Annotated in this window: 27 protein-coding genes; 5 read left to right on the top strand and 22 right to left on the bottom strand. The window is 61.8% G+C overall.

What is annotated here, in order from left to right; genetic code table 11:
• Nucleotides 1-5 precede the first annotated feature (5 nt).
• Both AC1DD7_RS19115 and AC1DD7_RS19110 read right to left on the bottom strand, forming a co-directional pair.
• Complete coding sequence (locus AC1DD7_RS19115) at nt 6-929, bottom strand: NADP-dependent oxidoreductase (RefSeq protein WP_477516180.1); 924 nt, start codon at nt 927-929, stop codon at nt 6-8.
• Nucleotides 930-957: 28 nt separating this feature from the next.
• Entirely contained in the window at nt 958-1,533 is a 576-nt protein-coding gene (locus AC1DD7_RS19110) for a TetR/AcrR family transcriptional regulator (RefSeq protein WP_477516179.1), read from the bottom strand.
• Between the two features lie 98 nt (nt 1,534-1,631).
• Here AC1DD7_RS19110 and AC1DD7_RS19105 point away from each other — a divergent pair, with 98 nt between their 5' ends.
• Nucleotides 1,632-2,882 (top strand): MFS transporter, encoded by a 1,251-nt coding sequence (locus AC1DD7_RS19105; RefSeq protein ID WP_477516178.1) that lies wholly within the window; start codon nt 1,632-1,634, stop codon nt 2,880-2,882.
• A 90-nt stretch (nt 2,883-2,972) separates the two neighbouring features.
• Here the strand turns inward: AC1DD7_RS19105 and AC1DD7_RS19100 are convergent, their stop codons facing one another.
• The 7 genes from AC1DD7_RS19100 to AC1DD7_RS19070 form a co-directional block, all read right to left on the bottom strand.
• Nucleotides 2,973-4,262: an adenylosuccinate synthase gene (locus tag AC1DD7_RS19100; RefSeq protein WP_431117931.1), complete on the bottom strand. Its 1,290-nt coding sequence runs from the start codon at nt 4,260-4,262 to the stop codon at nt 2,973-2,975.
• Between the two features lie 226 nt (nt 4,263-4,488).
• Complete coding sequence (locus AC1DD7_RS19095) at nt 4,489-5,022, bottom strand: hypothetical protein (protein ID WP_477516177.1); 534 nt, start codon at nt 5,020-5,022, stop codon at nt 4,489-4,491.
• Nucleotides 5,019-5,705 carry a hypothetical protein gene (locus AC1DD7_RS19090; RefSeq protein ID WP_477516176.1) on the bottom strand — a complete coding sequence of 229 codons (687 nt, stop codon included), beginning with the start codon at nt 5,703-5,705 and terminating at the stop codon, nt 5,019-5,021. Before AC1DD7_RS19090 ends, AC1DD7_RS19095 begins: the two co-directional genes overlap by 4 nt.
• Nucleotides 5,692-6,255 (bottom strand): signal peptidase I, encoded by a 564-nt coding sequence (locus AC1DD7_RS19085; RefSeq protein WP_477516175.1) that lies wholly within the window; start codon nt 6,253-6,255, stop codon nt 5,692-5,694. Before AC1DD7_RS19085 ends, AC1DD7_RS19090 begins: the two co-directional genes overlap by 14 nt.
• Nucleotides 6,252-6,911: a SipW-dependent-type signal peptide-containing protein gene (locus AC1DD7_RS19080; RefSeq protein ID WP_477516174.1), complete on the bottom strand. Its 660-nt coding sequence runs from the start codon at nt 6,909-6,911 to the stop codon at nt 6,252-6,254. The genes AC1DD7_RS19085 and AC1DD7_RS19080 overlap by 4 nt, the downstream gene beginning before the upstream one ends.
• Nucleotides 6,912-6,914: 3 nt before the next feature.
• Nucleotides 6,915-7,529 carry a SipW-dependent-type signal peptide-containing protein gene (locus AC1DD7_RS19075; RefSeq protein WP_431117922.1) on the bottom strand — a complete coding sequence of 205 codons (615 nt, stop codon included), beginning with the start codon at nt 7,527-7,529 and terminating at the stop codon, nt 6,915-6,917.
• 191 nt (nt 7,530-7,720) lie between these two features.
• The gene (locus tag AC1DD7_RS19070; RefSeq protein ID WP_477516173.1) at nt 7,721-8,059 is read right to left on the bottom strand and encodes a hypothetical protein; all 339 of its coding nucleotides are present in this window, start codon (nt 8,057-8,059) and stop codon (nt 7,721-7,723) included.
• Nucleotides 8,060-8,283: 224 nt separating this feature from the next.
• On the opposite strand from AC1DD7_RS19070, the gene AC1DD7_RS19065 reads away from it, so the two are divergent.
• Nucleotides 8,284-8,916, top strand: a complete 633-nt coding sequence (locus AC1DD7_RS19065; protein ID WP_431117920.1) for a uracil-DNA glycosylase family protein — start codon at nt 8,284-8,286, stop codon at nt 8,914-8,916.
• A gap of 141 nt (nt 8,917-9,057) precedes the next feature.
• Here the strand turns inward: AC1DD7_RS19065 and AC1DD7_RS19060 are convergent, their stop codons facing one another.
• Nucleotides 9,058-9,480, bottom strand: a complete 423-nt coding sequence (locus AC1DD7_RS19060) for a DUF3151 domain-containing protein (RefSeq protein ID WP_216922107.1) — start codon at nt 9,478-9,480, stop codon at nt 9,058-9,060.
• Nucleotides 9,480-10,499, bottom strand: coding sequence for a class II fructose-bisphosphate aldolase (gene fbaA / locus AC1DD7_RS19055; protein WP_431117919.1), 1,020 nt, complete (start codon nt 10,497-10,499; stop codon nt 9,480-9,482). Before fbaA ends, AC1DD7_RS19060 begins: the two co-directional genes overlap by 1 nt.
• A gap of 191 nt (nt 10,500-10,690) precedes the next feature.
• On the opposite strand from fbaA, the gene AC1DD7_RS19050 reads away from it, so the two are divergent.
• Nucleotides 10,691-11,242, top strand: coding sequence for a pyridoxamine 5'-phosphate oxidase family protein (locus AC1DD7_RS19050; RefSeq protein ID WP_477516172.1), 552 nt, complete (start codon nt 10,691-10,693; stop codon nt 11,240-11,242).
• Between the two features lie 27 nt (nt 11,243-11,269).
• Here AC1DD7_RS19050 and AC1DD7_RS19045 read toward each other — a convergent pair whose 3' ends face one another.
• The 5 genes from AC1DD7_RS19045 to AC1DD7_RS19025 all read right to left on the bottom strand — a co-directional run bounded on the left by AC1DD7_RS19045 (nt 11,270) and on the right by AC1DD7_RS19025 (nt 16,919).
• Nucleotides 11,270-11,974 carry a TrmH family RNA methyltransferase gene (locus tag AC1DD7_RS19045; RefSeq protein ID WP_477516171.1) on the bottom strand — a complete coding sequence of 235 codons (705 nt, stop codon included), beginning with the start codon at nt 11,972-11,974 and terminating at the stop codon, nt 11,270-11,272.
• 46 nt (nt 11,975-12,020) lie between these two features.
• On the bottom strand, nt 12,021-13,217 hold the full coding sequence (locus AC1DD7_RS19040) for a hypothetical protein (protein ID WP_477516170.1): 1,197 nt from the start codon (nt 13,215-13,217) through the stop codon (nt 12,021-12,023).
• 257 nt (nt 13,218-13,474) lie between these two features.
• Entirely contained in the window at nt 13,475-15,694 is a 2,220-nt protein-coding gene (locus AC1DD7_RS19035) for an FtsX-like permease family protein (RefSeq protein WP_477516169.1), read from the bottom strand.
• Nucleotides 15,691-16,395 carry an ABC transporter ATP-binding protein gene (locus AC1DD7_RS19030; RefSeq protein WP_477516168.1) on the bottom strand — a complete coding sequence of 235 codons (705 nt, stop codon included), beginning with the start codon at nt 16,393-16,395 and terminating at the stop codon, nt 15,691-15,693. The genes AC1DD7_RS19035 and AC1DD7_RS19030 overlap by 4 nt, the downstream gene beginning before the upstream one ends.
• Entirely contained in the window at nt 16,392-16,919 is a 528-nt protein-coding gene (locus tag AC1DD7_RS19025) for a PadR family transcriptional regulator (protein WP_477516167.1), read from the bottom strand. The genes AC1DD7_RS19030 and AC1DD7_RS19025 overlap by 4 nt, the downstream gene beginning before the upstream one ends.
• A gap of 117 nt (nt 16,920-17,036) precedes the next feature.
• Here AC1DD7_RS19025 and AC1DD7_RS19020 point away from each other — a divergent pair, with 117 nt between their 5' ends.
• Together AC1DD7_RS19020 and AC1DD7_RS19015 are read left to right on the top strand one after the other, a co-directional pair.
• The gene (locus AC1DD7_RS19020) at nt 17,037-17,867 is read left to right on the top strand and encodes an HAD-IIA family hydrolase (RefSeq protein ID WP_431117907.1); all 831 of its coding nucleotides are present in this window, start codon (nt 17,037-17,039) and stop codon (nt 17,865-17,867) included.
• A gap of 18 nt (nt 17,868-17,885) precedes the next feature.
• Nucleotides 17,886-18,623, top strand: a complete 738-nt coding sequence (locus AC1DD7_RS19015; protein WP_477516166.1) for a tyrosine-protein phosphatase — start codon at nt 17,886-17,888, stop codon at nt 18,621-18,623.
• A gap of 147 nt (nt 18,624-18,770) precedes the next feature.
• On the opposite strand, the gene AC1DD7_RS19010 is transcribed toward AC1DD7_RS19015, so the two are convergent.
• The 6 genes from AC1DD7_RS19010 to chvE all read right to left on the bottom strand — a co-directional run bounded on the left by AC1DD7_RS19010 (nt 18,771) and on the right by chvE (nt 25,834).
• Nucleotides 18,771-19,907 carry a thioesterase domain-containing protein gene (locus AC1DD7_RS19010; RefSeq protein ID WP_477516165.1) on the bottom strand — a complete coding sequence of 379 codons (1,137 nt, stop codon included), beginning with the start codon at nt 19,905-19,907 and terminating at the stop codon, nt 18,771-18,773.
• Between the two features lie 105 nt (nt 19,908-20,012).
• Complete coding sequence (pyrE, locus tag AC1DD7_RS19005; RefSeq protein ID WP_216922127.1) at nt 20,013-20,597, bottom strand: orotate phosphoribosyltransferase; 585 nt, start codon at nt 20,595-20,597, stop codon at nt 20,013-20,015.
• 5 nt (nt 20,598-20,602) lie between these two features.
• Complete coding sequence (locus tag AC1DD7_RS19000; RefSeq protein WP_477516164.1) at nt 20,603-21,628, bottom strand: LacI family DNA-binding transcriptional regulator; 1,026 nt, start codon at nt 21,626-21,628, stop codon at nt 20,603-20,605.
• Nucleotides 21,629-21,776: 148 nt separating this feature from the next.
• The gene (gene mmsB, locus AC1DD7_RS18995; protein ID WP_431117900.1) at nt 21,777-23,060 is read right to left on the bottom strand and encodes a multiple monosaccharide ABC transporter permease; all 1,284 of its coding nucleotides are present in this window, start codon (nt 23,058-23,060) and stop codon (nt 21,777-21,779) included.
• Nucleotides 23,061-23,065: 5 nt separating this feature from the next.
• Nucleotides 23,066-24,595 carry a multiple monosaccharide ABC transporter ATP-binding protein gene (mmsA, locus tag AC1DD7_RS18990; protein WP_477516163.1) on the bottom strand — a complete coding sequence of 510 codons (1,530 nt, stop codon included), beginning with the start codon at nt 24,593-24,595 and terminating at the stop codon, nt 23,066-23,068.
• Between the two features lie 114 nt (nt 24,596-24,709).
• Nucleotides 24,710-25,834: a multiple monosaccharide ABC transporter substrate-binding protein gene (gene chvE / locus AC1DD7_RS18985; protein WP_224093994.1), complete on the bottom strand. Its 1,125-nt coding sequence runs from the start codon at nt 25,832-25,834 to the stop codon at nt 24,710-24,712.
• Nucleotides 25,835-25,934 lie beyond the last annotated feature (100 nt).

Genomic DNA, 25,934 nt, shown 5'->3' with positions numbered 1-25,934 from the left:
TTGGACTAAGGCTCCACGGTGAGCACAATCTTTCCGCGAGTATGCCCCTCCATGTTGAGCCGGAAGGCATCCGCTGCTTTGGCCAAGGGAAGTGCCTCTGCCACCTCTACCCGGATCTTGTGTTCGTCCACCAAGTCAGCGAGCTGCTGCAGTTCGGCACCAACAGGATTCACCCACATCCAGGTTCCGCCATGTGCCTCCACCTCACTGTCTGCAATGGATGCATGCCGGCCTCCCTCGGACAGGACATCCAGCGTCGCCTCGAGGTTTCCACCCGCAAAGTCGGCCACGACGTCCACTCCGGCAGGACTCAGAGTACGCACGCGGTCGGACAGCCCCTCACCATATGCCACAGCTTCGGCTCCGAGGGCCTTGAGGAATTCGTGGTTCCTTTCCGACGCGGTCGCGATGACCCGCGCACCGAGCGCCACTGCGATCTGAACGCCGAGGGATCCGACACCGCCAGAACCGCCATGGATCAAAACCGTCTCGCCCGCCCTGAGCCCGAGACGATTGAGCACTTGGAAAGCCGTGAGCCCGGCCAAAGGAAGCCCGGCCGACTCGTTCCAATCCAGGGAGTCCGGCTTCCTGGCAAGAAGTCTCTCCGGGAGCGCAATGTATTCAGCAAAACTGCCGCCGTGAACGTAGTCCTTGCGGCCATAGGAGATGACTTCGGCGCCGGGCTTGAAGTGCGGTGCATCGATTCCCACAGACTCCACCACCCCCGCTACATCCCACCCGGGAATGGCCGGGAATTGCAGATCCATGAAGGAGTCCAGGTAGCCTGCCATAATCTTCCAGTCGACAGGATTTACCGACGCCGCCTTCACCTTCACCAGGACCATGCCGGGCCCCACCTTAGGCATTGGCTGCTCGGTCAGCTCAAGGACGTCCGGATTTCCATACTCGCTATAGGTAATTGCCTTCATTCTTGCGACAACTGCCCTCCCCGCGAGGCTATTCCGACGAGCGAGGTGAGTCGTGCAGAACTTTCGCGGCCAGCTCTTTAGCCCAGCCCACAGCTTCTGGTTGCGCATCGAGATTTGAATTCGATACAGCTCCGTCGTAGAGCAGCCGGAGCCGGGCGGCCACGCCTGCCGGTTCAACAAAGCCTGCTTCTTCACAGAGGGAAAGCATCGCGTTTGAAAGCCAGTCCCGGAAGGCCCGGAGTGCCTCGGCCTCCACACTTCCGGGAAGTGCCTCTGCGCTGGCATTGGCGAAGGGACATCCCCTCCATCCGGGAGAAGAGACCGTTTCCTGCAGGGCATCAAAGATGGCCAAGAGCTTGTCGACCGGATCATCCAAGCCCTGCTGGAACCTCGCAATGCGTTCGCGCCGTTGACGGTCGCGACCCTCCAGGTAGGCGGCGACGAGATCATCCTTGCCCGAAAAATTGTAGAAGAGCGAGCCCTTGGCTACGCCTGCCTCCTCGATAAGGCGGTCAATGCCAACAGTGTGGACACCCTCGGCATAAAACAACTTGTCTGCAGCATCGAGGAGACGCTGACGAGCCGGAAGTTTGGTGGAGGCCATGCAAAAAGCATATCAGACAGATCTGTCTAAAATTTCTTGACTTTATTGAACAGGTCTGTCTAACTGGGATTAGACCGTTCTGTCTAAGGAGTCTTCCCTTGTCCCGTACATTGTCACCATCCCGCGCCACGCGCCCGCCCAGCACTTTCCCGGCTAAGACGGCTTTTCCCGGGCTGGCGTTGGCCTTCGCCGCATTCTTTTTCGCGGCAGGGGCGCCCACGCCTTTGCTCTCGCTCCGGCAGCAGGAGTGGGGCTTTTCGGCAGCCACCCTCAGCCTCGCCTTCGCCATCTACGCAATAGGCCTGCTGGCAGCGCTGCTGGTGGGAGGCTCACTTTCGGATCACCTGGGCAGGCGCCCAGTCATGCTGATTGCGCTGTATACCGAGCTGATTTCCATGATCGCGTTCATGGTTGCATCCACCATTACCTGGGTGATCATCGCGCGGGCCCTGCAAGGAATCGCCACCGGCATTGCGACCAGCGCTTTTAACGCAGCCATCGTCGAGCAAGCACCATCACACCTTAAAAAACTCGCCGGCGGCATTGCCGGCGCGTCGGTGGCTGGTGGTCTGGGCATCGGAGCCCTCGTGACTGGCGCTGCGGTTCAGTTCACAGCTGACGCCAACATGCTCATTTTCGCCATTCTCACGGGCGTCATGCTCCTGGCCATCGTTTTTGTCAGCTTCACAGCTGAAACAACTCCAAAACGCCCCGGCGCAGCCCGATCCCTCACACCCCGGCTCAGTCTCCCAGCTGGCATCCGCCGAGAATTTGCCGCGGGCATCCCGGTTCACATCGCGGGCTGGATGTTCCCAGCCTTCTTCCTGGGGCTCTTCCCCCCACTGCTCCGGCTGCACTTTGCACTGGATGGGGGCCTGGTGGCAGGTTTCTCCGCATTTCTGGGTCCATTCGCCGCCGCCGTTGCAGGACTTGTGTTCGCCCGGCACCCTGCCCGGCATGGCTCCCTTGTTGGAGTGTCCCTCATCCTGGTCGGGATAGTGGCGGTCCTCCTGGGAGTCAGTGAAAAATGGCTTGCGGCCGTCTGGATCGGCGCCGTACTTGGCGGTCTCGGATTCGGCGGCTCCTTTGGAGGGCAACTTCGCCTGATCGCGCCGCATATTCAGCCCCATCAACGCGCTGGTGTCTTCTCCGCCATCTATACGGCGGCTTATCTGGCATTCAGCGTGCCGGTCATCATCGCGGGCCTGCTCGCGCCCATCTGGGGACTCGTGCCCACTCTGCAGGCCTACGGAGTGGTCATCATGGCTTCTGCCGCAGTCGGCATCATCGTCCAGGCCGCGAGGTTGAGAATGGAAGCTGCGGAGAAGGCGGTCGCTGGCATCCCGTGACCAAGACGGCCTATCCAAAACGGCGGGCCACCCGCCGGTTCAACATGGAAACCGAGGGTGACCCGCCGTCGTCGTAAATTGCGGTAAAACTTAGTCGTTGATCAAATCGTGAACCACGATCGTCTGGTCCCGGTCAGGGCCGACGCCGATGGCCGAGAAGCGCGTGCCGGAGAGTTTTTCCAGAGCCAGCACGTAGTTGCGGGCGTTCTCCGGGAGGTCCTCCAGAGTGCGGGCCGCGGTGATGTCCTCGGTCCAGCCGTCGAAGTACTCGAAGATCGGCACTGCGTGGTGGAACTCGGTCTGCGTCATGGGCATTTCGTCGTGACGGACGCCGTCCACATCGTAGGCAACGCAGACCGGGATCTGCTCTATGCCCGTGAGGACGTCCAGTTTGGTCACGAAGTAGTCCGTGAAGCCGTTGACGCGGGAAGCGTGGCGCGCCAGCACGGCGTCGTACCAACCGCAACGGCGCGGACGGCCGGTGTTCACACCGAACTCGCCACCGGTCTTCTGCAGGTACACGCCCATTTCGTCGAACAGTTCCGTGGGGAACGGGCCGGCGCCAACACGTGTGGTGTAAGCCTTGATGATGCCGATGGAACGGGAAATACGGGTAGGGCCAATGCCCGAGCCAACGGACGCACCGCCCGCCGTCGGGTTGGATGAGGTGACGAACGGGTACGTGCCGTGGTCAACGTCCAGGAACGTAGCCTGGCCACCTTCCATGAGCACAACCTTGCCTTCGTCCAGCGCGTTGTTCAGCTCCAGCGTGCTGTCGATAACCAGCGGGCGCAGGCGCTCAGCGAAAGAGAGGAAGTAGTCAACGATCTCGTCCACCACGATGTCGCGACGGTTGTAGACCTTGACCAGGAGTTCGTTCTTCTGGCGCAGCGAACCTTCCACCTTCTGGCGGAGGATCGATTCATCGAAGACGTCCTGGACGCGGATGCCCAGACGGGCCACCTTGTCCATGTAAGCCGGACCGATGCCGCGGCCGGTAGTGCCGATGGCGCGGCTGCCGAGGAAGCGCTCCGTGACCTTGTCCAGAACCTGGTGGTAAGGGGCGACGAGGTGCGCGTTGGCCGATACGCGCAGGCGGGAGGTGTCCGCGCCACGGGCCTCAAGGCCGTCGATTTCCTGGAAGAGTGCCTCGAGGTTCACCACGCAGCCGTTGCCAATAATGGGAATTGCGTTGGGGCTCAGAATGCCCGCGGGAAGGAGCTTCAGCTCATACTTCTCACCGCCAACCACCACGGTGTGCCCGGCGTTGTTGCCGCCGTTGGGCTTAACCACGTAGTCAACACGGCCACCGAGCAGATCGGTAGCTTTGCCTTTGCCTTCGTCGCCCCACTGGGCTCCGACGATCACGATAGCGGGCATGGGATCCTCCCCCATTCTTTCGGGCGAGACCAAGCCGGATGGCCAGGACTCGACGCCGTACATGAGAATGCCCCGACTTACCGGTGCAGCCTGCCGCGGACGGCAGCGTACGCAAGAGTTTCGGGGCTCTTACCAGCCAAGTTTAGCCGATGGGGCCTGAAACTCTGGTGTCAAGGAGCCTTTCAAGGACGTTTTGCCCAACTTTTGGAGCATCCGGGATGACAGCTCAGAGATTGGTGCAGGACCCTCCGACGCCGGCAACCAAGCCCGCATTGGCCCTGACCGACACGGGCGTGGACTTCCAGCCGGCCGAGGTGATGTAGATATCCACTTGGAACTGGGTGTTGAATCCAATAATGCCGCCAAGAAGCGTGGCCGGAATGTCCGTCGTGTAGCCGGCAGCAGAACCAGTGGTGTTCGCAGCTCCGGGATATCCCTGAAGCGTGGTCACTGCGGATCCTGCAGTGACCAGGTGGACGTCAATCACGGCGTCGGTCAGGTTTGGGTAGCTGGCCGGAGGTTTCCAAAAGACCCTGACGTATGCGCCGGCGCCAAGAAATACGGGATGATACTCACACGCAGCCGTCAACGTTGCAGGCGGAATCGTGATGGTCCCGACGCTACCCGTTCCGAATTCACTCCGCTGCCAGGACGCCTCCGTCACCTCGGGCGGGCTTGAGGCGGAGATGAGCAGCGATGGGAAGATCAGCAGGGCCAATGCCATCGCCACGGAACCCAGCCGACCGAGCCGCTTCTTCATGCCTGCGCACTCCGCCAATGGGCAAGAGCGAACCCTGCGGCGACGGCCAGCACGCCCAACATCGCGGCGCCACCAAGCCTTGCGCCGGTGTCAGCCAAGCCCATGGACGACGGCGGCCCGCCCGGACGTGCGGTGACCGCACCGGGGCTGGGATCTCCAGCCGCGTCGCCCGAACCATGGACGCCGAGCACAATTTGTGTGCGGCTCCCTTGGAACTCTGCGGGAACGTCCTCCGCGAGCGCCGCGCTCACAAGGACGTAGGACCCGTTGGACCAGGTGCTGCCGTCTTTCATGAGGTCGATCCTTAAGCCCTCGGCAAGATTTAGATCCGTGGGCTCAAGCAAGCTCCGTTCACCTCTCGCGCACATGGTGCCATTCCATGGCTGTTCACAGGACCGTAATTGCACGCTGAGGAAGTCCCGAAGTCCCCTGGATTCACTATCCGGACCTGCAGTTTCGGTCGGCTGGATCCACACTTCCAGCAAACCGGCAGGCTCGCCCCGTGCCTGCACGTCTACCGCCCAATCCGCCCTCCCACCAGGGGTGAGACGATGAACTTCCCCGGCCGGGCCAGCGTCGAGCTCCAACCAACCGGAAGGTCCTTCTTCGGCGTGCGCCGGAATGGCAGCCAACAAAAAGAGAGCGAGCAGCCCGGCCAAGGCCCCCAACCTAGGCAGCAGCATGTTGCCCTCTTTTGCGGCGCTGGCCGCGCCCTGAGCCGTTTCGGGAGCCGTTTCGGGGCCAGAGCACCCAACTCACCAGCGCCGCTACGCAGACGGTTGTTGCGCCCAACACCACCGGATTGGCGGCAGCAGCCAAGGGATAGGCAAGGCCGGGGGCGGACCAAAGGACGATTCGGACCCGCTCGACGACGTAGGGCGCCGGATCAGCCTCGGCGTTGGCATCACCCTTCATGGTGATGATGCGGGCAGCACCGTCCGCCGGCCCAACGGTCTGGATCCTGTGCGTGATGGGCAGCTTTCCTGGCCGGTCCACCGTGACAACATCGCCTATCTTGATGTCCGCAGCCGGAATCTCGCGAACCACAGCCAGCGAACCTGCCGGGATGGTGGGCGACATGGAACCGGTTTTGAACAGGATCAGGGTGATGTTGAACGCCACTGCAAGAACGACGGCGACGAGGCAGACAGCGCCGCCCGCGGCAGCAATGTTCAGCAGCGTTTCCCGCAAGCGGTGCTGAAACTGGCCTGACCGGATCCTGGGGGTGCTCATGAGCTTGAGGTAGCAGTGAACTGCCAGGTCGCGGTTGCCGTCTGGCCCTGCAACGCATTGTTTGCCCCAGCCGGAAGCGACACTTCAAAACAGAATTGCGTGGCTGCCCCGGGCAGGGTCGCCGTGGCCGCCGCCAGCGGATTCACGACGCCGGCTGCCTGACCCATTGTCAAAGGCTTGACGCCATCGCTACCCACCACAAAATTCGGGCTCCCTGTGAACGACGACGCCTGGCATGTGGCTGATCGAACTACCCGATACCGCAGCGCCGCACCCAAGTCTGTGACCCCCGTTCCGCTGCTGGTCACCACGGGAATCCCGAGCACCACCTCGCCGGCAATGGATGTTGCCCTGGTCCTGATGGCAAACGGCGCATAGAAAACGGTGCCCGGGCTCATGGCGGTAGCATCGAACACCAAAGTGGCGCCGGGCGAAGCGTCGTTGGTGCTCCATGTACCCAAGGCGTCATACGGCTTGGTCACATTGGATTCAGTTTGGAAAACGCTTGTTCCAAACGAACCGGAGGCAAAATCGCTGTCAGTCCAGGACGCGAGTGTGACAGAGCCGCCGAGTCCCAATGCCAATGCCCCTGCGAGGAGCGCACGGATACGAAGGAAAACTACACCGCGCTTGGTTTTTGCTCGTCGATGACCCATGGATCACTGAGACTGTGCGGCGAATTCCCACGTGGTGGACCCTGTTTGGGCTTGGACAACTGCCCCGGCGGTCACCCTGAAGCAGAGGTTCACAGGCGCTCCGGGGTCAGTACCGGCTCCTTGAGTCAAGGGAAAGGTGACGCTTGCCGGCGTCGTCCCCAGCGTTTGCCCGGCCGCCACCAATGTTTCCGTGACAGTTTCGGAGCAACCAAAAGCTTCAGACTGCGTGAGCTCGTACGTCAGGCCTGCCACGGACCCCGTGGATCCTTGCGTGGAGATGGTCACCGTGGCGTCGTAGCTTGACGCCGCATCCAGCCTGACAGCGAACGGAGCGGTTACGACGTCACCCGGCGAAAGGTTGGTCGGGTTGGTAGTGAATGCCAACGTGGCGGGTGAGCCCACCGGATTCTCAGTGAAGGTGGTTCCGTTGATGCTTCCCTGGAGGTTGAAGGAGCCTGCTGTGAAGGTGCCTTGGGCAAACTCGGAGCTGTTCCACGCGGCCAAGGTGATCGCCGCACCCACTCCAAGGACCAGGCCACCTGCCAGGATCGCTCGGACTTTTGGTGCTTTGCCGGGACGCTGCCCTGATTCTGGTGACGCTTCTGTTGATGCAACCACGTTTACCCCCGAGGTAGATGATGCGAATGATGCTGTCTAAGACCGGTGCCGGGATTCGGGGGTTCCAGAACAGGTTCCCCCAAAACCAGTAGCCCCAACCCATCATCTGTGCAGGTCAAAGTCAACGGCTTTGACCTGCACAAATGGGTTAATGTTCAGGCTCGACGGCGGCGCGAAGCATGGAGGGCGGTTCACTCCCCTGCCGCGGATTGCAACGCCGCTTCGGCGAAGGAAGGCCACTCTGACTGTGAGGACAACGGGAGCTCCACCCAGTCTTTGAAAGGGCGGTTCATTCCCGAGGGATCGAACAGTTCAGCGCCAGGGAGGGCCAGTGCTCGCGCATGTTCGGGTGTGTCCTTACCCAATTTGAAGGCAACCTTGTCCCCGTTCAGGCAAGCCAGCGCCTTCTTGTTCAGCATCAGTGAGGTGGCACCGAACATCTTGCCCATCACCACACCGGCGGAGGCCAGATCGGCCCCCAGCCCTTCGAAAGCGGAAATAGCGGCAGCGGATGATTCTCGTCTCTCCATATCCCGAATCATGCCGGAATTCGCGCCCCACCGTGGAGACGTCCGCCACGATGCCGGGCAACACGCCGTGTCTCATTTGGGGGCGCGCCGAAACAGGGTGCTGCAGGGCCCATAGTCCGGTAAGGTTAGTTAGCCCCCAACAGCACCCTTTGAGGTTCGGCAGCGGCATGCCCGCGGCCCCTTGGAAAGGTGCGCGCAGTAACACCTAGGAGACCAAACCCCTGATGCAAGAACTGGCGACTGAATCACCCGAAGAAATCCTCTGGAACCGCCGCTACGAACCGCACATCGCCGAGGTCAACGAGCTGTGCGACTCCATCAAGGAGCAGAAGCCGGGCAGCGAGGTCCTCTACATCGACCCCGCCCACAGCATGGATGACTGCCGCATCGTCAGCCTTTTCTCCAATCAGCGCACCAACTCCGGCGAAGGTTTCATCAACCCGGGTGACGAAGAAGCAGCCACTCGCATGCTCGGCATGCAGTGGCAGCTGGGTCTCCGCCCCGAGCTCATGATGCCGTGGAACGCGTACCCCTGGATCGAGCCCAACGAGGAACCGGGCAAGCTGACGCCGGCCAACATCACCGAAGGCTTGAAGCCGCTCCTGCGCTTGCTCGCGATCCTGCCGCGCACTTCCGCCCTTGTGGCACACGGCAATGAAGCACACCGCCTTGCTGACCAATTGATGAAGGCCGCTCCTGCCAGCATCGCCCGCCGCGGTTTCAAGACCTTCAAGGTCCGTTCCCTGGGTGGCCGTTCCTTCGCTGGCACCCCCGCCCGCCAGCAGGAATACCTGGATGCCATCCACGGCGCCTATGCCGAGGCAATGGCACGCACGGGCATCCCGCGCAAGGCTTAGTCTCCCCCTTCATTGTGGGGCCTGCTCTGCGCCCTTGACACACACCTAGGCACGCACAACAGGCCCCACAACGAGCTAACGACGGCGGCCCCCACCTTTTGGTGAGGGCCGCCGTCGTCGTTTGCTTGAGCAGCTCAGGCCTTAGCTGGCCTCGATCGCTGCCTTGGCCTTCGGGTCTGAGTCGTTCAGGAACTTCTCGATCCGCTCGGGCTCTTCGGGCTCGCCGATTGCAGCGGCGGCGCGACCCAGTGCGTAGAGCGCGCGCAGGAAGCCCTGATTGGGCTCGTGCTCCCACGGGATCGGTCCCACACCGCGCCATCCGTTGCGGCGCAGCGAGTCCAGTCCTCGGTGGTAGCCCACGCGGGCGTAGGCGTAAGAGTCGATGGTGCGGCCCTCAGCCCAGGCTTCCTCGGCGAGGATTGCCCAGAGAAGAGACGACGTGGGGTTTTTCTCCACGAGGTCCAGCGCTTCCTTGCCGAGAGCCAGGTGCTGGTAGATCTCGGTTTCGGCGGGCAGGAGCGTGGGCTCCGGCCCCATCAGGTTCTTGCGGAATTCGTCGGACATTAGAAAGTCTTGCCGACCGATCCGAGCTGCTGGGCTGCTTCGACGATGCGCGCGGCCATACCGGCTTCGGCGGAAGCGCCCCAGACGCGGGGGTCATAGGTCTTCTTGTTGCCCATTTCGCCGTCGACCTTCAGGACGCCGTCGTAGTTGGAGAACATGTGGCCGGCAACCGGGCGGGTGAACGCGTACTGGGTGTCGGTGTCGATATTCATCTTGATGACACCGTAGGAAACAGCGTCAGCGATTTCCTGCTCGGAGGAGCCCGAGCCGCCGTGGAACACGAGGTCGAACGGGTTGTCCTTGCCGATCTTGGCGCCAACCTCGGACTGGATCTGCTTGAGCAGTTCGGGGCGGAGCTTGACGTTGCCCGGCTTGTACACGCCGTGCACGTTGCCGAAGGTCAGGGCGGTGAGGTAACGGCCGTTTTCGCCGGCACCCAGGGCCTCGATGGTTGCGAGAGCGTCTTCGGTGGTGGTGTAGAGCTTCTCGTTGATTTCGTTCTCAACGCCGTCTTCTTCGCCACCGACGGTGCCGATTTCGACCTCGAGGATGATCTTCGCTGCAGCTGCGCGCTCAAGCAGTTCGCGGCCGATGCGCAGGTTCTCGGAGAGGGTCTCGTGCGAGCCGTCCCACATGTGCGAGTTGAAGATGGGGTCCTTGCCGGCCTTGACGGCTTCCTCGGAAGCAGAGAGCAGCGGAAGGACGAAGTCTGCAAGCTTGTCCTGCGGGCAGTGGTCCGTGTGCAGGGCGATGTTGACGTTGTAGTTCTTGGCCACTTCGCGGGCGAACGCGGCGAAACCGAGCGAACCGGCAACCATGTCCTTGACCGAAGCGCCGGACCAGTAGGCTGCGCCACCGGTGGAAACCTGGATGATGCCGTCGGATTCGGCCTCGGCGAAACCGCGGATCGCAGCGTTCAGAGTCTGCGACGACGTCACGTTGACCGCGGGGAAAGCGAATCCGCCAGCCTTCGCGCGGTCGATCATCTCGGAGTAAATCTCTGGGGTTGCAATGGGCATGGTGACTCCTATGCTGAATTCGTCTGTGGGTTGGTAACCCTGGAGTAGACCGCTTACGGCTAGCTCCCATCCTAGCGATATCCGCCGGGACGCCGTGTTTCGGGTCACTGGGGCTCTTAACACTTCCGCCGGGTTGGCATTTGAACCCCAAGTTGCGGCACAAGGTGCCCGCTCGTTTGTATGCTTTGACCGTGGCTAAACTCTTCGATTCCATCGACAAGGACCTCAAATCGTGGATCGAGGAACAGCCCATGTGGTTTGTTGCGACCGCGCCGCTGGGAGCAGACGGACATGTGAACATGTCACCTCGCGGCCACGACTCTTTCTCGGTCCTGGGCCCTCGCCGGGTGGGTTGGGTGGATTACACCGGCAGCGGCGTGGAGACCATCGCACACCTCCGGGAAAATGGCCGGGTGTGCCTCATGTTCACTTCGTTCGGCAGCCGGCCAAGAATCGTTCGACTCCACGGCCAAGGCTCGGTGTTCCTTCCCGGTGAAGCAGAATTTGAAGAAGTAGTGGCTCTCCACCCCGAACACCCGAGCACGCGGGCCGTCATCACAGTGGATGTCACACGAATCAGTGACTCCTGCGGCTGGGGCGTCCCTGTCATGGAGACGGCTGGCGAGCGTGACCTTCTCCGCTTGCAGGCCGAGAAGAAGGGCACGGACGGCATGATTGCGTACCGGGCCGAGAGGAACGCGCTGAGCATCGACGGCCTACCCGGATTTCCGAGCGAAGAGTAGCTAGCCTCCGCGGATCAGGAAGTGGGCCTAACGCACCGGCTGCTGGAACACGTGCCGGCGAACCCACGCGTGCATCGCGATCGCCGCAGCAGAGGCAGCATTCATGGAACGCGTGGAGCCGAACTGCTCAATGGACAACGTGGCAACGGCGGCTTCATGCACCTCGGGCGTGAGGCCCGGGCCTTCCTGCCCGAATACCAGGACGCACTTTTCCGGGAGGTCGTAGGTCTCCAGCGGCACGGAATCCGGGAAGATATCGATGCCGATCACGGCAAGCCCCTCCCCCTGCGCCCACTGAACGAACTCCTCAACAGTGGGGTGGTGGCGGACGTGCTGGTAGCGGTCGGTGACCATGGCCCCACGACGGTTCCACCGCCGTCGACCGATGATGTGGACCTCTTTGGCGAGGAACGCATTGGCGGTGCGCACAACCGTGCCGATGTTGAGGTCGTGCTGCCAGTTCTCGATCGCGATGTGGAATTCGTGCCGCTTGGAATCCAGGTCCGCGACGATCGCCTCGTGCTTCCAATACCTGTACTGGTCCACCACGTTGCGGCGGTCGCCGTCCCTGAGCAGGTCCGGGTCCCAGTGATCGCCAACCGGCCACTCGCCTTCCCAGGGCCCGACGCCGACCTCCGGCTTCGCTTCAGTCCAGCCTTCTGCCGTTCCGTCAGCGTCTGATGCGGTGTGGGCAGGGGTGGGCAGGGCCGTGTTGGGGGGAAGGTCAGTCACCCCTCAACTTTAGCCCTGCCCGGTCTTTGCCTCTTTGCCCGAGCGTCTAGACCATCTTCCACTTGTTGATGCGGTACGAGTTGGCCAGCTGCTCCATCAGTCCGGGGTGGGCATCCCAGTAGGTCTTGTGCCCGCTAACGCCCAGCATCTGCGGAGTTCCCCACGGCGTCACAGAGAACAGGTTGGCTGCCTGGATTTCTTCGCCGCGCGCGTTGGTGCAGGTGAAGCCAATGACTACTGCTGCGCCACGGCGGAACTCGCGGATCTCAGGCATCGAGGTCTTGAAGTCCGAGGTGCACTTGTGGCCTACCAGGTTCTGGGGCAGTTCCGTGGCGGTCATGCCCTTGTACCGGGCCTCGATGTCTTCGATCGCGGCCTTGATCTCTTTCGGATCCTTGCCGAACTTGCCTTCGTCGGACTCGGCGAAGAATGCATACGCAAGGGCAATGCCGTCGCCGTCCGCCTCCACCGTGCCTTGGGCCTTCTTCTGGATTTCTTCACCAGTCGTGGGGTCCTTGGTGATCCCGAAGGATTCGTCATGCGTCCACTCGGCCAGGTACTGGAAGGAAGACTCGCCCGTGACCCACTTACTGAACAGCGGGTCGCCGTCGGCCGGAACATTGGTTGGGCCGGCGAATTTCTCCCACACGCTGGGCAGCGGGATGGCGCCTTCCGGAATCTCGGAGGAGGCGCTTGCCTCGCCGGACGGGTCATCGGACGGCTCGGCCGCTGCGTCGGACGCCTCGTCTGAGGCACTGGCCGAAGGCACGGGACTCTCTACGGCCACGGGTTTGGTCACCGAAGGAATCAACCATGCGAACACCACTACCAGCGCAATGATCACGACGACGGCGACCCCGCCGAGGATGAGGAAGAGCGCCTTTTTGTTGTGGTCACCCGGGCCCTGGCTGGGTCCGCCAGGCTGGCCGAGGTAGCCGGGCTGGCCAGGGTAGCCAGGCTGGCCCTGCTGAGTTTGTGGGTATCGGTGGACGGTTTCCGCGTACTCGCCGTCAGGGTAACCCTGCTGGGTTGGGAATTGTTGCGCGGGGAAAGCCTGGGTCGCTGCCGGCTGTGTGGGGAAAGCTTGGGTCTGGCCTTCCTGCCCCTGCGCTTCCGGCTGGTACATCGGCTGGGTCTGGCCCGGCTGATACTGCCGATACTGCTCCTGGCCGGTGTCGTAGCGCGGCTGCGGCACGCCGTCGGGATTGTACGGAGGCTGCGGCACTCCATTGTTGTTGCTCATGACAGGCCCTTTCAAATGCGTTGAGTACCGGCGTATCTGGGGATATCCGGTTGTCGATCGAGTGCTGGGGACCTGCTGAAGTGCGGCGACACAAAAAATCCACCATGTCGATCCCCCGACCCACGGTGGTGGCACGCCTGCGCCGGAACAAGCGTAGTCGGGGCTGAGCCGCCCAACGCAAGTCAAAGCCGAATATCCACATGGGCAGAACTACCCACGCAGGCACACCACGGGATGTCTCCCTTCGAACCGCCTTTTTATTCGAAGCGTGTAGCCGTAACGGAAGTAGTTCGCCGGATCAGGCCAAAGGTGGCGATGACAGCACTGAGTGCCAGGACCAGGCTCAGAGCCAAGGCAATGAAGTATCCGGGCTCCGGCCAGGAGAGTTGGTATGCGTCGTTGAGGGCCGTGACCATGAGCCAGGCCGTGAGGAACCCGAGGCCAATGGCAAGCAGCAGCACGCTCAGGAGGGGAACTGCAGCTTCCCGGGCAACGATTCGACGCAGAATTGACGCTGGCATCCCCATGAGACGCATAAGCCCAAGAACCCTTTGCCGGTCCAGGATGGCCGAGGCAGTACCCACCGCGAGTGAAAGCCCTGCGATGGCGACCGCAACGAACATGCCGAGGTACGCAAGCACGGCAAGGCCATGGATCAGGCGTTTGGATGATTGCAATTGAAAGTCAGACTTGGAGGACGCCGGCGTGGCCGTGACGCCCGAGCGGCTCAACGCAGTCCGGGCGCGGTCCACGGCCTCAGCAGTGCCGTCGGTGTCCACCACCATGACAACCGGAACAAGACCGGCCAGAGTCCCATCGGGAGCCGGTTTCAGGGCCAGGGGCTGAGCTGTCCAGAAGTAGAGGAAGGCGCTGTCCACTGCAACAATTTCTGCTGCTGGAATGTCGTCGAACCCCAAGGCTCGAGCTTCTGAGGCCCGGAAGTAGAGCTCAGATCCGGCGCCCCGGTCCGAAAGCACAGCAGGGCCATAGCCAATGGTGGCGCTGAGAATTCCCGGCAATTCCTTCGCAGCGGCGGCTGTTTCCTCCACCCGGACCTGCGTCTCTCCAGACCTCATTGTTGCGTGGAGGCTGGTGGGCTGCATCAACCCGGGGCGCGGCTGTGGGCTCTCGGTGGATTGCAGGATGCTGGATGCTCCGGCGAAAACCGAGACAACAAACACCGCAATCACAAGCCCTGATACGGACCGGAAGGTAGCGGCCGGAGTCTTTTGAATACGGCTTGCGGCAACGATTGCTGCCGCGCTTCGTGCCTGATGCAAGCCCATTCGGCTCACCACGCGAGTCAGCCACGGGCCGATCACGACGATGCCTGCAAGGACCATCATGAATCCGCCCACCAGAAGCGGGGACTCAAGCCATGGCAGCCGAAAATCCAGAACACGGATGAGAACTACCGCGAAAGTCATGAAGGCGAGCCCCATAACCAGCGGCACTGTTCGCCAAGTTGTTGGCTTCTTCTCATGAACCACCCTCGTCACCCCTAGAGGCCCAACGTCTGCGCGCGCCGTTCGAACGGCGGCGACAAGTGCCGAGGCCAGCACGACTACAGCCACCACTGCCACATTGGCGGCCCATCCGGTGTGCAGATCTGAAGCAAACATTCTGGTGTCGTTGATCGGTATCTGGGCAGTGGCAGGCCTCAACATCCCCGCCACGCCAAGACCCATCACGGCACCGATCAGGCTCGGGATGGCGATTTCGACGCCGGCAATGCGGGAGACGGTGCCGGGAGACGCCCCAATGAGCCGCAGGGTCGCAAACCGTTCCCGTCGCTGCGCGGCTCCTAAATCTGTGACGATGCTGATCAACAGCAACACGGGGAAGAAGACTGCTAAGGCTCCCATAAGGAGCACTGTGGTGTAAGAGGCGGCGCTGCCTCCGTACGGGTTGCTGGTGAAGTCCGAAACCAACGAGGCGTTTCCGCTCTTGCGAAGTTCTGCCTCAGAGGCCCCGGTGATGACCACCAGGGAATCGGGTCCGGGCAGGGCAGCATCGCTGATCACACCGGCAAACTCCCCAAAGCGGTCTCCGAGCTGATCGCGTGGCGTCGAATCGATCAGGCGTTGTAACGCCGGCGAGGCATAGTAGCTCCCCGGTTCCGGAGGGCTATCGACTCCCGGGATGCTCACGACGGCCGATGGAAGTGCAGCGAAATCGCGACGCTCAATGAGTCGGTCCCGGAAGATCTCCTGTCCGTTGGCCCGCATGAGCACCGCTTCCGGAGTCAAGGGGATGGGAACGGCAAGGCCCGAAGCATCGATCGAATCCGATACGGACGGATGCCCCGTTTCGCGCAACCAGGCGCCACGATCGTCCCGGGCTTGCAATCCGTTGGCGCCACCCCAGAGCAATAACAAAAGACACACCCCGACGACGACTCCTCCAGCGATTCCGGCCAACCTGCCGTAGGCGGAACGGCTGCCTGCCACTGCCAGCCGGAAAAGTCCCGTGTTCACGCGGACACCCGGTATCCGGCACCTAAAACACCGTCGCGCACAATGACTTCCCGATCGGCATAGGCAGCCGTTCGGGCATCGTGGGTGATCATCACCACGGTCGTCCCGGCTTCGCGGACAAGATCCAGCATCAAGGTCAGCACGTTTTCCGAGGCGAGGGAGTCCAACGAGCCGGTGGGTTCATCAGCGAACAACACCGCAGGGGACGTCACCAAGGCTCGGCCAACAGCGACGCGTTGGGCTTGGCCACCCGACAATTCGCCAGGCAGCTTTTCGCCCAACCCGTCCAAGCCAAGACGTTGCAGTATGTCTCTGGATCGTTGCAACGCTTCAGGTCGTTTGATCCCGTCAAGCAGCAACGGGATGCTGACGTTATCGACCGCGCTGAGTTCCGGTAGCAACTGCCCGAACTGAAAGACGAACCCAAAGTCCGTCAGCCGCAGCCGGGTCCGCTTCGTCTCCTTCAGTTCGTTGAGGAGCATGGGCCCTTGGCCGAGCGCGTTGTACGTAACGGTCCCGTCGTCGGGCACGAGGACCCCGGCCAGGCAGTGCAGCAGCGTGGACTTCCCGGATCCGGATGGGCCCATGACAGCCAGCACTTCCCCCGCATGGACGTCCAGGTCTATTCCCCGGAGGGCCTCCGTCGGACCAAAGGAGTGGCGCAACCCGCGGGCACTCAGGATGGGTGTTTTGGTGATCATACGCTCTGAAGCTCCTTTTTGAGTTGGGACAGCCGGGCAGCCGTGAGGTCGATCCATCTCAAGTCCGCTTCGATGTGGAACAGGCCGTGGTCACACATCAGTACCTGCAGCAGGCCTGCTTCCTTCTTCGCGCGCGTCAGTTCCCGCATCCGGGCCATGTGTTGGCTGCGCTGCACATCAAGCAACCGCTCCGCGTCGTCATCCAACAGCAGTGCGATGACGGTTTTCGCAAAGAGGTTGCTTTGCAGGGATTCGGAGGGAATGTCAGGCGTGAACAGCCACTCACGCACCGTGGCTTCTCCGGCGTCTGTGATCGCATACTTTTTTCGATCCGGACCTCCGCCGGTCTCTTCGCCCAAAGCCCGGATCAACTCATCACGGACCATCCTCGCCAGCGTGGAATACACCTGTCCGTAGGCCAGCGCCTTGCCTGCTCCGAAGTATCGGTCATAAGAGTGTTTGAGGTCGTAGCCGTAGCTAGGCTCGCGATTCAAAAGGCCCAGGAGGGTGAGTGAGTTGTTCACACCCTCATCTATACACTGAGTTTATAGTTAACGCCACTACCGGCAGCGGGATGTCTCCCGCTGCGAATAATGAAAGACTGGGAGGCAGTGCACGACCAATCCCAGCCGGAGGCAAATATGGCAGAAGAATCCACGCCCCACACGTCCGCGTCGGTTTACCGGAACGGCCACGAAATCGAATGCTGGCTCACGGACATGGACGGCGTGCTGGTTCATGAAAACCAGGCAATCCCCGGTGCAGCCGAGCTCATCCAGCGCTGGGTGGATACGTCCAAGCGCTTCCTTGTCCTGACCAACAATTCCATCTTCACCCCGCGCGACCTCGCAGCCCGCCTCCGCGCCTCCGGCCTGGAAGTTCCGGAGGAGAATATCTGGACCTCGGCGCTTGCCACAGCCCAGTTCCTCAAGGACCAGGTCCAGTCCTCTGATTCCGGCAACCGCGCCTACACCATCGGCGAGGCCGGCCTCACCACCGCATTGCACGAAGCCGGATTCATCCTCACGGACACGGAACCTGACTTCGTGGTGCTCGGCGAAACCCGCACCTACTCTTTCGAGGCGATCACCATGGCCGTCCGCCACATCCTGGCAGGCGCCCGTTTCATCGCGACCAACCCTGATGCCACCGGCCCTTCCAAGGACGGCCCCATGCCGGCAACCGGCGCAATCGCGGCAATGATCACCAAGGCAACGGGCCGCGAGCCGTACATCGTGGGCAAGCCAAACCCCATGATGTTCCGCTCCGCCATGAACCAGATCGACGCCCACTCGGAGACCACGGCCATGATTGGCGACCGCATGGACACCGATATCGTGGCAGGGATGGAAGCCGGGCTCCACACGGTCCTGGTGCTCAGCGGTATCACCCAACGCGAGGAAATCGTGTCCTTCCCGTTCCGACCCAACCAGATCCTGAACTCCGTGGCCGACCTCAAGAGCCAGATCTAGAGCCAAAGGAGTCCTGTCATGGCTGTGCTCAACCTCCGTCCTCTGGCCGGCGGCCGGATACTGAGGGGGAGCCAGCCGTTTGGCCTGGATGCTGCCGCGACATCGGGGTTCCTGGCGGAGCATGGCATCCAGGCCATCATGGACTTGCGCAGCGAGCTCGAGCGGTCCTTGGTTCCGTGGCTGGTTCCGGACGGTTCCTCTCCTTCGAACGCGACCAGGCCCGACGGCGGTGGCGGGAGTACCGCCGTCGCTGCACCCGCCGTCGAGCTCATCCATAATCCCCTGGATCCGAACGCAGTGGCGGGGTCGCTGCAGGCAGTGGAAACTCCGGAGGACCTGGGAGATCTGTATTTGGGCTGGATCCGCGTCCGGCCCGAGTGGGTTGCCGATGCCCTGGTTCCCGTCGCGGAAGGCAAGCGCACGCTGGTTCATTGTTCGCTGGGCAAGGACCGGACCGGAGTGGTGTCGGCGATTGCACTCATGGCCGCGGGCGAATCGGACGAGGCCGTGGTGAAGGATTACACGGCCACCACGGGCAACCTTCCAAACCTGCTGCAGGTCATGGCCGAGACGTGGCGGCTCCACGTGCCGTCCACGCCGGCGCAGTACTTCAGCCCTGACCTGATGATCCTGCAAAGCCCGGAAGCCGCGATCCGGCATTTCCTGGTCGGCTTCGCACGGGAGTTCGGGGACGCCCGCGGCTTCCTGCGGGAGGCAGGCCTCACCGCCGTCGAGGTTGAAGCGCTGCGAGGTTGAAGCGCTGCGGGGTTGAGTCAGCGAGGGCCGCAGCTTCCTGACCCTCTTTGACGCCGCAGCCACCCAAAAACAACCCATTTGGGCTGATTTCTGCCCCGAATCCAGCCAAACAGGGTCAGGAACCCACGCAAATCCCAGCAAGAAGACCTATGCCGGCCGGATAACCCGTCCATTTGGCTCCTGGTACGCCGGCTCGTCAGGCGCAGGCGGCAACGGTTCCAGCTCATTTTGGACCCGCTCCAACAGGGGCCGGTAAATGTCGGCACTCCATTGCGGGCTGGCATGCGCTGGCCGGGCACCCTCTGTGCTGAGCACCGGGAGCTTCATGTTCGCCGCGAAGACCTTGCTCCACCCAGCGCGTGCGGACTCGTAGTTGACCGTGTTGTCCTTGGAGTTGCCGAGGAATGCCATTTTGGCCGAGCCGATTTTGCCGGCGAGACGCAGGCCATCGAAGTGGTAAATGTACGCCGACTCCGTCTGGATCAGGACGCTGGATGGGGCGATCGGCGAGAGCTGCTCCAGGCTTTGGTCCAGGATCTGCCGCCAGGTGCGTTCGTCCTTGTGCGCCACCCTCTCCCCCAGTTCATATCCGCCGCGCAGGACTGACGGGATGCGGAAGCCGTTCTCATAGAGGAACACCACGCCGTCGAACCAGCTCTGATCCAGCACATCCGAGCGGCTGAAGGGACTGGAATCCAGGACGATCAGCTGGGTCTCCACACCATGCAGCTCCAGCAGACGGGCGGCGACTTGCGTGGCGAGCATCCCACCGAAGCTGTGGCCGTAGAAATACAGCTTCTCCAGCCCCAGCTCGCGCACGTGGAGAATGAGTTCGCGGACGATCTCATCAACGTCCAGGCCAAGGTTGGAATACCCGATGGCGGCAAGGCGGCCGCGCTGGTGAAGGGCAGGGCGCAGTGAGTTCAGGATCCACTGCGCCTCTTCCCAGCTGGTTTTGTACCCGGGGAAAAGGATCCAACTGGACTTGGGAAAGTAGAGATCCGAGTATGAGTCCGGGACGCGGAGGATCTTGGTGGCCCGCCGCTCGGCCTGCACGCGCCGGGTAAACAGCATGTCTCCGGCCAGCGCCAGCGAAACCCCTGCAGTGATGAGGAAGTTGCGGCGCGATGTCCGCTTTATCCGCGAAACGTGGGGCAGGATCCGTGCCCAGTCAGCCGGATCGGCAGCATCAACTGATCCGGATCCGGGCATGGCAGAGCTCTGGCCCGGGAGGTTTTCGTTCACCTCCGGCGGAGCCTGGAGCTTCCCTACTTGAACGTCCACGCAGCTAGCATAGGCTTCGCGGGCACTGCCTTACAGCCCCGTAGTTTGTGCACAGTTGTTGCCCCTAAAATACGCTTTTAGGGGCATCGCCTGTACACAAACTCCCTAGTTAAGGCCCAGCTCGTCCTTGCCGAAGGCAAAGAGGTACGGCACGCCGGTTTCGGCTTCGATCTTCTCTTTGGCGCCGGTGTCACGGTCCACGATGACGGCGACGGCAACCACATTGCCGCCGGCCTTGCGGACACCCTCGACGGCGGTCAGTGCGGACCCGCCGGTGGTGGACGTGTCCTCGAGGACAACCACATTGCGGCCCTCAACCGAGGGACCTTCCACCTGGCGGCCCATGCCGTACGACTTCTGGGCCTTGCGGACAACGAAAGCGTCCACGGCGCGCCCGGCGTCGGCGGCGGCGTGCATGACAGCGGTACCTACGGGGTCGGCACCCATGGTGAGTCCGCCAGCGCACTCAACCGGGATCCCGGCGTCGTCGATCATTGCCAACATGACCTGGCCCACCAGCTTGGAGGCCTCGTGGTGCAGGGTGATGCGGCGGAGGTCGATGTAGTAGTCAGCTTCCTTGCCGCTGGAGAGGATCACCTTTCCGCGGACCACCGCCAACTCTTTGATGAGTTCAAGAAGGCGGGCACGGGCGGTTGCAGTGTCTGCTGCGGGGGTACTGGTGGAAGTCATGGCTTCTAGTTTAGTGGCGACGGAGCTGAACGAAGCGCAGGGGCAGCAGTAGTGGAGCGGACAACCAGCCGGGGATTTACGATCTGCTCCTCGTTGCCTGCTTCGCTTTCCAACTGCTGGAGCACTGCGGACATGCAACGGCGGCCGAGTTCTTCAAAGTCCTGCTTGATGGTGGTCAGTGGCGGCAGGAAGAACGCAGCTTCAGGCTGATCGTCATAACCCACCACGCTGATGTCTTCCGGGACCCGCAACCCTGCTTCCTGGAGGGCGCGAAGGACTCCCACAGCCATTTGGTCGTTCGCGACAAAGACGGCGGTGACGGTGGGCTGATCGTCGAGTTTGCGCTGTTCAATGAGCGCCAGGCCTGCTTCGTATCCCGAGGCGGCATCCCATCCCCCTTGGAGAAGAACGTGGGCCTCCAAGCCGGCGTTGCCGAGTGCCTCCTGCCATCCCTTGATGCGCTCAGCCGCGTCAATCCAGTGGGGCGGACCGGAAATGTGTCCGATGTGGCGGTGTCCGAGCCCGATGAGATGTTCCACAGCCAACCGAGCTCCCAAACGCTGGTTCAGTGAAGCACCCGTCAGTTGGTTCCCGGTTCCTGCGCCCACGGCCACCATGGGAAACGGTACGGCGACGTCACGGAGGGCAGCCAGAACATCCGGATGCGGAACAAGGATAACCACCCCCTCCACTGACTGGTTGCGAAAATGGGCGACGGCGTCGTTGATGCTGTCGGCGGTCACTTCGCGGAGGTTGGCGATGCTGACGAAATAGCCTGCTTCCCGGCCCGCCTGTTCGACTCCCAGCAAGGTATTGGCGGGTCCGTACTGGCCGGTTTCGCAGGCCAGCACGCCTATGGTCCGGGACCGCCGCGTCACCAAGCTGCGAGCAGCCGTGTTGCGCCGGTATCCAAGGCTGGCGATGGCCGATTCCACGCGTTCCTTGGTCTTCCCGCTCACGTTGGGGTGGTTATTCAGGACACGGGAAACGGTCTGGTGCGAGACCCCGGCCAACTTGGCTACATCCCCCATGACGGGTGGCCTGCTCGGTGTTGCCCCGGGAGACATCCGCACCTCACTTTATGGATTCGTATGGCAGGATTGGCCCGCATCCGGCTCCTCACTCTGAGCAGGACAGCTCAGCTCGGAGCAGGATGCGGGCCAATCCCAAGGACTTTTGCTACTTGGCGTCTACCCGCACAGGTTCAGTCGTGGCAGGCTTCGTAGCTTCGGTTGCCGGAGGCGTGGTCTTCCACTTGAAGCGGCGGCTGATTGAGGATCCTCCACCAGCACCGGTCCGGTTCTTGTTGAAGATGTCGAAGCCGACCGCAAGGAGGAGAACCAGGCCCTTGATCAGCTGCTGGTAATCGGTTCCCAGGCCAAGGATGGACATACCGTTGTTCAGGACGCCCATGATGAGGCCACCGATCATCGCTCCCGCAACGGTACCGATGCCGCCTTGGACGGCCGCGCCACCGATGAAGGCGGCAGCAATGGAGTCCAGTTCAAAGCCGGTACCGCCAGCAGGCTGGGCAGAGTTCAGTCGTGCCGTGAACACCAGGCCGGCCAATGCGGCGAGGACGCCCATGTTGACGAACAGCCGGAAGGTTACCTTCTTGGTCTTGATGCCGGAGAGCTCTGCTGCATGCAGATTGCCACCAATGGCGTAGGTGTGGCGCCCGAAGATGCTGTTGTTCATCAATGCCGAGTACAGGATCACGAGGACTGCCAGCACGATCAGCACAATCGGCGTTCCACGGTAGCTGGCCAGCAGGAACGTGATGATGAGCATCAGCACGGCAATGAAGCCGTTCTTGACGGCAAACCATGCCATCGGCTCGTTCTCAAGGTTGAACTTGCGCCGGACCCGACGTTCCTTGATGGCTTGGAAGAGGATGGCTGCCGTGCCGCCAACGCCCAGGATGACTGTCAGCCATTCCAGTACGGATGTGCCGCCGGAGATATCGGGGAGGAAGCCTCCACCGAGCGCCCGCAACTCGTTGGGGAACGGGGTGATCTGCTGGTTCTTCAGGGTGATGAGCGTCAGGCCGCGGAAGATGAGCATGCCGGCCAGGGTGACGATGAAGGCGGGAATGCCCACATAGGCAATCCAGTAACCCTGCCAGGCACCCACCAAGGCACCTACCAGAAGGCAAGCCGGGATGGCCAGCCACCACGCCCAGCCCCAGTGCACGATCATCACACCGGCAACGGCACCGATGAACCCGGCGATTGATCCGACGGAGAGGTCGATGTGGCCGGCGATGATGACCATCACCATGCCAATGGCAAGGATCAGGATGTAGCTGTTCTGGACCACCAGGTTGCTGACGTTCTGCGGTTCAAGCAGGATGCCGTTGGTCAGGACCTGGAAGAGGATAACGATCAGGATCAGGGCGACGAAGATGCCAACCTGGCGGAGGCGGCTTGTGAGGAAGCCAAGGGATTCTCGTAGGGCGGACATGTTGGCTATTCCTTCTCTTGAGTCATGAAGTGCATGAGGGTTTCCTGGGTGGCCTCGGCGATGGGAACCTCGCCGGTGATGTGCCCTGCGGACAGCGTGTAGATCCTGTCGCAAATGCCCAGGAGCTCAGGCAGCTCCGAGGAGATCACGATTACGGCTTTCCCAGCGGCTGCGAGTTCGTTGATGATCGTGTAGATCTCGAACTTGGCGCCGACGTCGATGCCCCGGGTTGGTTCGTCCAGGATCAGCACGTCCGGATCCGAGAACATCCACTTGCTCAGCACGACTTTTTGCTGGTTACCGCCGGAGAGCTTGCCAGTGATGGCTGCCACGGACGGCGCCTTGATGTTCATGCTCTTCCGGTAGTGGTTGGCAACGGTGGTTTCTTTGTTGCCATCAACCCACCCGCGTTTGGCCAGCTTGCTCAGCGCTGCCATGGAGATGTTCCGTTTGATGTCCTCGATCAGGTTCAGGCCATAGTGCTTGCGGTCCTCGGTGGCGTAGGCAATGCCATGATCGATCGCGTCGGAAACGGTGGAAGTGTTGATCTCTTCGCCGTACTTGTAGACCTTGCCCGAAACGGCGCGTCCGTACGTCCGGCCGAACACGCTCATGGCCAACTCGGTGCGGCCCGCGCCCATAAGGCCGGCCAAGCCCACCACTTCGCCCTTGCGGACATTCAGGTTGGCATTGTGCACCACGGTGCGGCTGTGGTCCTGGGGATGCTGAACGGTCCAGTCTTCAATACGGAGGACTTCCTCGCCGATGTTCGGGGTCCGGTCCGGATAGAGGCTTTCAAGGTCACGTCCCACCATGCCGCGGATGATGCGTTCCTGGGTGATCTGGCCCTGGTCCAGCCGCAGGGTCTCAATGGACTTGCCATCGCGGATGATCGTGACGGCGTCAGCCACCTTGCGGATCTCGTTGAGTTTGTGGCTGATGATGATGCTGGTGACGCCCTGGCCTTTGAGGTGCAGGATGAGGTCCAGCAGGTGGTCCGAGTCTTCATCGTTCAGCGCAGCGGTTGGCTCGTCCAGGATGAGGAGCTTCACCTCTTTGGAGAGTGCCTTGGCAATCTCCACCAGCTGCTGCTTGCCAACACTGATGTGCTGGATGGGTGTGACGGGGTTTTCGCTCAGACCTACACGGGCAAGCAGCTTGGCGGCTTCGAGGTTGGTTTTCCGCCAATCCACCCAGCCGTTGTTTGCCAGCTCGTTGCCGAGGTAAATGTTCTCAGCGATGGAAAGGTACGGGCTAAGGGCCAGCTCCTGGTGGATGATCACGATCCCGCGCTTCTCGCTGTCCGAGATGCTGTTGAACTCGCAGGGTTCGTTCTCAAAAAGAATGTCGCCGTCAAAGGAGTTGTGCGGGTACACCCCGGACAACACCTTCATCAGGGTGGATTTCCCGGCGCCGTTCTCTCCACAGATGGCGTGGACTTCGCCGCGGTTTACATCCAGGGTGACGTCCTGAAGGGCCTTGACCCCGGGGAAGGTCTTGGTTATTCCTCGCATTTGAAGAATGGGTACGTTCATCGTCAATTCCCACTGACTGGTTGGAAACTTTGCCTGGCCGGGGATTCGGCCGGCTCATGGTGGGTTGTGGCCCCGCCCCGCTTTGGAAGCGGGACCACAACCCGAAGGAAATGCTTACTTGACGTCGGATTCCTTGTAGTAGCCCGAGTCGATGAGTTCCTTCTTGTAGTTGTCCTTGGTGATGATGACGGACTTCAGGAGGAAGGCCGGAACAACCTTGACCTTGTTGTTGTAGGTCTTGGTGTCGTTGGTTTCCGGCTCGTTGCCCTTGAGCACGGCGTCAACCATCTTCACGGCCTGCGCGCCGAGCTGGCGGGTGTCCTTGAAGATCGTGGAGTACTGCTCGCCGGCGATGATGGACTTCACGGAGCCCTTCTCGGCGTCCTGGCCGGTAACTACCGGCAGCTTTCCGGTGGAGTAGCCACCAGTGCTGGTCAGGGCCGAGATGATGCCGATGGAGAGGCCGTCATACGGGGAGAGCACGCCGTCCAGCTTGGTGCCGGAGCTGTAAGCCGAGGTCAGGATGTCTTCCATGCGCTTCTGGGCAACGGGTGCCTGCCAGCGCAGGATGGCTGCCTGCTCGAACTTGGTCTGGCCGCTGGGAACCTTCAGGGTGCCTGCATCCAGGTAGGGCTTGAGGGTGTCCATGGCGCCAGTCCAGAAGAAGTTGGCGTTGTTGTCATCCGGGCTTCCGGCGAAGAGCTCCACGTTGAACGGGCCCTTGCCATCAACCTTCTTGCCACTTGCGTCCACCAGGCCAAGGCCGGTGAGCAGTGACGTAGCCTGCTGGACTCCCACGGTGTAGTTGTCGAAGGTGGTGTAGTAATCAACGTTCGGTGTTCCGTTGATGAGGCGGTCGTAGGCGATGACCTTGACGTTCTGTTCCTTGGCCTTCGCCAGGACGTCGGTCAGCGTGGTGCCATCAATTGCTGCGATGATCAGGGCCTTGGCGCCCTTGGTCAGCATGTTCTCAATCTGGGAGACCTGCGTAGGGATGTCATCGTTGGCGAACTGAAGGTCAGTCTTGTAACCAAGGTCCTTCAAGGACTTCTCAACGTTGGCGCCATCGGCAATCCAACGCTCGGACGTCTGCGTCGGCATCGAAATGCCGACCAGCGAATCGCTGGGCTTGGCGGTGCTGCTGGATTCTGCAGCTCCTCCACGGCTACCGCAGCCCGTGGCTCCCACGGTCAAGGTAAGGACAACCGCTACGGCGCCCAGGAGTTTCTTTAATCTCACGATGCTCTCCTTCCGCGGCAGCATTGCCGCGAACTCTGATGCAGCCGGAGCATCTGTGCGTCCGGCACGGTGAAGCTGGGTAGGCCTGTGCGCTGGGGGC

Source organism: Paenarthrobacter sp. 10L412 (genome assembly GCF_056395565.1).
Note: the sequence above shows the minus strand (reverse complement) of the source record. Positions and strands in the feature narration are given on the sequence as shown.

What these genes read in the sequence shown, in the direction of transcription:
- AC1DD7_RS19095 (WP_477516177.1), bottom strand. Translation starts at nt 5,022, where the DNA reads ATGAAGAAGCGGCTCGGTCGGCTGGGTTCCGTGGCGATGGCATTGGCC.
- AC1DD7_RS19090 (WP_477516176.1), bottom strand. Translation starts at nt 5,705, where the DNA reads ATGCTGCTGCCTAGGTTGGGGGCCTTGGCCGGGCTGCTCGCTCTCTTT.
- mmsB (WP_431117900.1), bottom strand. Translation starts at nt 23,060, where the DNA reads ATGTCCGCCCTACGAGAATCCCTTGGCTTCCTCACAAGCCGCCTCCGC.
- AC1DD7_RS19040 (WP_477516170.1), bottom strand. Translation starts at nt 13,217, where the DNA reads ATGAGCAACAACAATGGAGTGCCGCAGCCTCCGTACAATCCCGACGGC.
- fbaA (WP_431117919.1), bottom strand. Translation starts at nt 10,499, where the DNA reads ATGCCCATTGCAACCCCAGAGATTTACTCCGAGATGATCGACCGCGCG.
- AC1DD7_RS19100 (WP_431117931.1), bottom strand. Translation starts at nt 4,262, where the DNA reads ATGCCCGCTATCGTGATCGTCGGAGCCCAGTGGGGCGACGAAGGCAAA.
- AC1DD7_RS19020 (WP_431117907.1), top strand. Translation starts at nt 17,037, where the DNA reads ATGGCAGAAGAATCCACGCCCCACACGTCCGCGTCGGTTTACCGGAAC.
- AC1DD7_RS19085 (WP_477516175.1), bottom strand. Translation starts at nt 6,255, where the DNA reads ATGAGCACCCCCAGGATCCGGTCAGGCCAGTTTCAGCACCGCTTGCGG.
- AC1DD7_RS19110 (WP_477516179.1), bottom strand. Translation starts at nt 1,533, where the DNA reads ATGGCCTCCACCAAACTTCCGGCTCGTCAGCGTCTCCTCGATGCTGCA.
- AC1DD7_RS19080 (WP_477516174.1), bottom strand. Translation starts at nt 6,911, where the DNA reads ATGGGTCATCGACGAGCAAAAACCAAGCGCGGTGTAGTTTTCCTTCGT.
- AC1DD7_RS19015 (WP_477516166.1), top strand. Translation starts at nt 17,886, where the DNA reads ATGGCTGTGCTCAACCTCCGTCCTCTGGCCGGCGGCCGGATACTGAGG.
- AC1DD7_RS19065 (WP_431117920.1), top strand. Translation starts at nt 8,284, where the DNA reads ATGCAAGAACTGGCGACTGAATCACCCGAAGAAATCCTCTGGAACCGC.
- AC1DD7_RS19030 (WP_477516168.1), bottom strand. Translation starts at nt 16,395, where the DNA reads ATGATCACCAAAACACCCATCCTGAGTGCCCGCGGGTTGCGCCACTCC.
- mmsA (WP_477516163.1), bottom strand. Translation starts at nt 24,595, where the DNA reads ATGAACGTACCCATTCTTCAAATGCGAGGAATAACCAAGACCTTCCCC.
- pyrE (WP_216922127.1), bottom strand. Translation starts at nt 20,597, where the DNA reads ATGACTTCCACCAGTACCCCCGCAGCAGACACTGCAACCGCCCGTGCC.
- AC1DD7_RS19070 (WP_477516173.1), bottom strand. Translation starts at nt 8,059, where the DNA reads ATGGAGAGACGAGAATCATCCGCTGCCGCTATTTCCGCTTTCGAAGGG.
- AC1DD7_RS19000 (WP_477516164.1), bottom strand. Translation starts at nt 21,628, where the DNA reads ATGGGGGATGTAGCCAAGTTGGCCGGGGTCTCGCACCAGACCGTTTCC.
- AC1DD7_RS19060 (WP_216922107.1), bottom strand. Translation starts at nt 9,480, where the DNA reads ATGTCCGACGAATTCCGCAAGAACCTGATGGGGCCGGAGCCCACGCTC.
- AC1DD7_RS19115 (WP_477516180.1), bottom strand. Translation starts at nt 929, where the DNA reads ATGAAGGCAATTACCTATAGCGAGTATGGAAATCCGGACGTCCTTGAG.